This is a genomic window from Nostoc sp. FACHB-110 (assembly GCF_014697425.1).
GTDB lineage: Bacteria > Cyanobacteriota > Cyanobacteriia > Cyanobacteriales > Nostocaceae > Nostoc_B.
On the sequence record NZ_JACJRU010000086.1, the window covers coordinates 1 to 5,436 of the forward strand.

2 protein-coding genes are annotated in these 5,436 nt (G+C 40.3%); both read left to right on the forward strand.

What is annotated here, in order from left to right; genetic code table 11:
- Positions 1–3,872: SDR family NAD(P)-dependent oxidoreductase (locus tag H6G69_RS33235; RefSeq protein ID WP_190693978.1), on the forward strand; the 3,872-nt coding region annotated here is incomplete at its 5' end.
- A partial coding sequence (locus tag H6G69_RS33240) for a condensation domain-containing protein (protein WP_242072274.1) occupies positions 3,869–5,436 on the forward strand: 1,568 nt, incomplete at its 3' end. The genes H6G69_RS33235 and H6G69_RS33240, both read left to right, overlap by 4 nt.

The window sequence follows — 5,436 nt, forward strand, 5'->3', positions numbered from 1 at the left end:
AATTAGAGTCATTCCCCGCAATTGAACGTGTTGCAGTAGTTGTTGAACCAAGACATAACAAGATTTTGCCTGTACATTTAGAAGATTTGCTAGGAGAGAATCAAGGATTAGCCTCTGAAAATATTCAGCCAGATCCCCAAGCCAATACACCTATTCAAAAGATAGAAAACCAGATTGTTTCTTCATCCAAAAAGTTAGCAATTAGTTACGGAGAAACTTTAAAATACTCAGAAAAAACTCCAACAACCTTACAAGAACTATTGCAAAAAGTCGCTCAAAATTCAAACAAAGGTATCATCTATATTCAACCTGATGGCAGCGAAAAAGTTCAATCTTATCACCAACTATGGCAGGATGCTCAAAAAATTTCATCTGGCTTGAGGCAGCTAGGACTTAAAGCGGAAGATAAAGTAATTTTTCAATTAGAAGAGAATCAAGATTTTTTGAGTGCTTTTTGGGGCTGTGTGCTAGGGGGCTTTGTGCCAGTACCTGTATCCATCGCCCCTGCATACGAGCCAGGTAACAGTACCGCCAGCAAATTACAAAATACTTGGCAGATGTTAGAAAAACCTCTGGTATTGACGAGTGCGGCTTTAGCTGGAAATATTGATAATTTTTTCCAACTTTTAAATTTAGAAAACTTGCAAATTGCCACTATTGAAAATTTGCGTGAATGTGAAGTAGATTTGCAATTGCATCAAAGTCAGCCAGAGGATTTGGTCATTTTGCTTTTGACTTCTGGTAGCACTGGTATACCCAAGTGTGTGATGCTCAATCATCGCAATATATTGAGTATGACAACTGGCTTAATTTTAATGGGTGATTTCTCAAGCCAGGAAAGCATTTTAAACTGGATGCCTTTGGATCATGTGGGGGCGCTAGTTTCTTTGAGTATCATGGCTGTAAGTCTAGGCTGTCAACAAATTCATGTACCCACTAACTTGATAGTGCAGCATCCCTTGAAGTGGCTGGATTTAATTGAGCAACATCAAGCGACAATTAGTTGGTCTCCTAACTTTGCCTTTTCGTTGATTTGCGATCGCGCTGCTGATATCAATAGCCATAACTGGGATCTATCCTCTATAAAGTTTATCATCAACGCTGGAGAACCAATTGTCACAAAAACAGCCAGGAATTTCTTAAAACTGCTGAGTCGTCACGGTTTACCAACTAGTGCTATTCATCCAGCCTTTGGGATGTGCGAAACTTCTTCGGGAATTACTTACTCTAATAGTTTTTCCCTGGAATCTTCATCAGATGATGCTTCATTTGTAGAATTGGGTTTGCCAATTGCTGGTGCGGCACTGCGAATTGTGGATGAAAATGAACAAGTAGTAACAGAAAATATCATTGGGCGTTTACAAGTCAAAGGTGCATCTGTTACTAGTGGTTACTATCAAAATCAACAAGCAAACCAAGAAGTTTTTACTACTGATGGTTGGTTTAATACAGGTGATTTAGGATTTCTGCATCAAGGGCGTTTAACGATTACTGGAAGAATCAAAGATGTCATTATCATCAACGGACTAAACTACTACTGTCACGAAATTGAAGCCGCCGTTGAGGAACTAAAAGGAGTAGAAGTTTCCTACACAGCTGCTTGTGCAGTCAGACAGCCAGGAATGAATACTGATAAACTAGCTATCTTTTTCAATACTGCTGTTGCTGATGATGAGAGTTTATTAGCTTTACTGAGAGAAATTCGGACTAATGTTGTGAACAAGGTGGGTGTAAATCCCGATTATTTAATTCCAGTAGAACCTGAAATTATCCCGAAAACAGCGATTGGAAAAATTCAGCGATCGCAATTAGTCCAACGCTTTAAAGCAGATGAGTTTAAATCAATTATTAAACGCATTGATATCTTACTAGAAAATGCTAACACTATCCCTAATTGGTTCTACCGTCAAGTATGGCAGCCCAAACTACCAATTACTTTTAGCACTTCCTTAACTGTCATTAATTCCACATTAGTATTTCTCGATGCTGGTGAATTAGGGGCAGATTTATGTCAAATGTTTTCACAAGATAAGCTGCCCTACATCACGGTTTCAGCCGGAAAAGATTTCCGCAAAATCAATGCTTCACACTACACAATTACACCAGGACAAGCTAAAGACTACCAACTTTTAATCGCATCCCTAGCAGCAGATAATATTATCATTGGGCAGATTCTCCACCTATGGACTTATGACCAGTATGTTGGTGAAATTAACAGCCTTGATGCACTTGAACAAGCACAAGAATATGGAATATACAGTTTGTTGTTCCTAACTCAAGCTTTAGCCAAAATTCAAGGTGCTGATAATAAAGTTCAATTACTCTTTATTTCTTCTCATAGCCAATCTATTGCGGCAAATGACCCCATAGCTTACGAAAAATCAGCAGTCTTAGGGCTACTCAAAACCATTCCTCAAGAATTACCTTGGTTGAACTGTCGCCACATTGATTTGCCTTTTGCTGATAGTGAAATTAATGCAAATTACATCTTACAAGAGATGCAAGCTGACTCAAAAGAACCAGAGGTAGCTTACAGAAATAAACAGCGTTTTGTTCCTCGCTTAGAAAAAGTTGATTGGCAAAGCGAACCTAAATCTCCAATTCCCTTCCAGCAACAAGGCATTTATTTAATCACCGGGGGACTTGGTGGTATAGGGATTGAAATTGCCCGGTATTTGTTGCAAAATTACCAAGCTAAATTAATTTTGGTCGGGAGAACTCCCTTAGCAAATCAAAGTAGTGGGAATCAGCCAACAGACAATCTGATACAACGATGGCAAATCTATCAGGAATTACAACAGCTTGGGGGAGAAATAATTTACGCAGCCGTTGATATTTGTGATTTGCCACAGTTACAAATAATAGTTGAGAAAGCCCAATATAAATGGGGTAAAACTTTGGATGGAATACTGCATCTAGCTGGAACTTCCCATGAGCAACTGCTATTAGAAGAAACTCGAGAGAAATTAGCCGCAGTGTTGCGTTCCAAGGTATTGGGTACTTGGGCTTTGCATCAATTGGTAAAAGAAAATAAAGGCAGTATTTTTATTAATTTTTCTTCAGTAAACGGCTTTTTTGGTGGTAGTGCTGTTGGGGCTTATGCTGCTGCTAATAGTTTTCTTTGTGGCTTTTCTCATTACCAAAATTCTCACAGTAAATTAACCAGTTATTGTTTCAGTTGGAGTATGTGGGATGACACAGGTATGAGCCAAGGTTATCAGATGAAAAATCTGATTCGTGCCAAAGGTTTCTATATTATGTCTGCTTCCCAAGCCATATCTTCAATGCTTGCCAGCTTAAAACATCAACAAACTCATCTATTAATAGGTTTAGATGGCAGCAATCAAAACATTCAACGTTGGCAATCATCAGCGTTTAGTTTACAGAAATTAACTGCTTATTTTACTAGTAGTAAAGATGTAGTTTTAACAGAATTTCTGGTACAAGACCGCTTTGGCGTTGATTGCCGCTATAACTTAGTAAAATTGCCCGAAATGCCTTGTCTAGAGAATGGCGAAATTGACCGCGTCAGCCTGATTAATAGAATTAACAATCAAGAAATTAAAGAGCGCATCGAACCACGCAATGAAACAGAGCGAAAAATTGCTCAATGTTGGCAGCAAGTGTTAAAAATATCATCTTTAAGTATTCACGACAACTTTTTTGAGTTGGGGGGAAATTCGCTATTAGCTGGTCAAGTAATTGCTCTATTACAGAAGGATTTTGCTTTAGATTTATCTTTACAACGCTTATTTAAAGCACCCACGATCGCTAGTTTAGCCGAAAGCATTGAGGTAATTCGCAGTGTCACTCAAGCTAACGGTGAAAATACTGAAGAAGTTGCAGAAGAATATGAGGAAATCATGATATGACGGTAGAACAGTTTTTAACTAGCCTGCAAACCAAGGGTGTAAAAATCTGGCTCGAAGGAGAGCAACTAGGCTGTCGCGCTCCCAAAGGAGTGATGACAGCAGCTATCCAGCAGGAACTCAAACAGCGTAAAACCGAAATCCTGGCGTTTCTCAAAGAAGCTCAAGCCGCCACACAATCTACCTCTATCCCCCTAGAGCCAGTCGCTAGGGATGAAGAATTGCCTCTATCCTTTGCTCAACAAGGAATGTGGTTTCTTCATCAATTAGACAAAGCCAGCCCATTTTATAACGAAAGTTTGCAACTGCGGATTGTGGGCAAGCTCTCTGTAAGTGCCTTAGAAGCGAGTATCAACGAGATTATCCGCCGTCATGAAGCTTTAAGAACTACCTTTGCGGTGACAGAGGGCATTCCTGTTCAGGTAATTGCACCCAAGCTGACAATCAATATACCTGTGGTAGATTTGCCAGATTTACCACCAGCCTCATTACAACAAATAGTTACTCAAGAAGTTCGCCAACCCTTTGACTTGAGTATCTCTCCTTTGTTACGAGCCACTTTAATCCGTCAACAAGCCGAATCCCACTTGTTGATATTGACCATGCACCACATTATCACCGATGGCTGGTCAATGGGAATTTTCCTGCAAGAGTTAGAAATCCTTTATCAAGCTTTTACTCAAGGTAAACCCAATCCCTTACCAGAGTTAACAATACAATCCGCAGATTTTGCCGTTTGGCAACGCCAATGGTTAACTAAAGGAGTTCAACAACAGCAACTAGATTACTGGAAACAACAATTAGCTGGCGCACCGCCACTGTTAGAGTTACCCACAGATTATCCGCGCCCATCAGTGCAGACTTTTGTTGGTGCTAACAAAAGATTTCAACTTGACAAGGATTTAACTGATAAATTAGTTACCCTCAGCCAAAACTCAGGTGTCACCTTGTTTATGACCCTGCTGACAGCTTTGGCGATTTTGCTGCATCGTTACAGTGGTGAAGATGATATTTGTATTGGTACACCATTTGCTAACCGCGATCGCACAGAAATTAATCCCTTAATTGGCTGTTTTATCAACACATTAGTATTGCGTACCCAGATTGCCGAAAATCCCAGTTTTTCCCAGTTACTCGCACAAGTCCGGGCTGTTGTGTTGGATGCTCACGCCAACCAAGACCTACCATTTGAGCAGGTGGTAGAAGCACTACAACCAGAACGTTCTCTTGGCCATAACACCCTATTTCAGGTGATGTTTGTGCTAGAAAACTTCTCCCTCGAACCCATCGAGTTAGCTGAGGTGAGTCTGACTCCAGATATCGTAGAACGGGGTAGTTGTTTATTTGATTTGAACCTTTCGATTTGGCAGACAAACAACGGATTAATGGGGTCGTGGGAGTATAAGCGCGATTTGTTTGCGCCACAGACAATTGAGCGGATGACGCTGCATTTCCAGACTTTGTTAGCCACAATAGTCAGCAACCCACATCAGAGAGTTGGAGAATTAGCTTTCCTTTCTGAGTCCGAACTGCATCAATTGTTAGTCGAGTGGAACGACACCCAAGC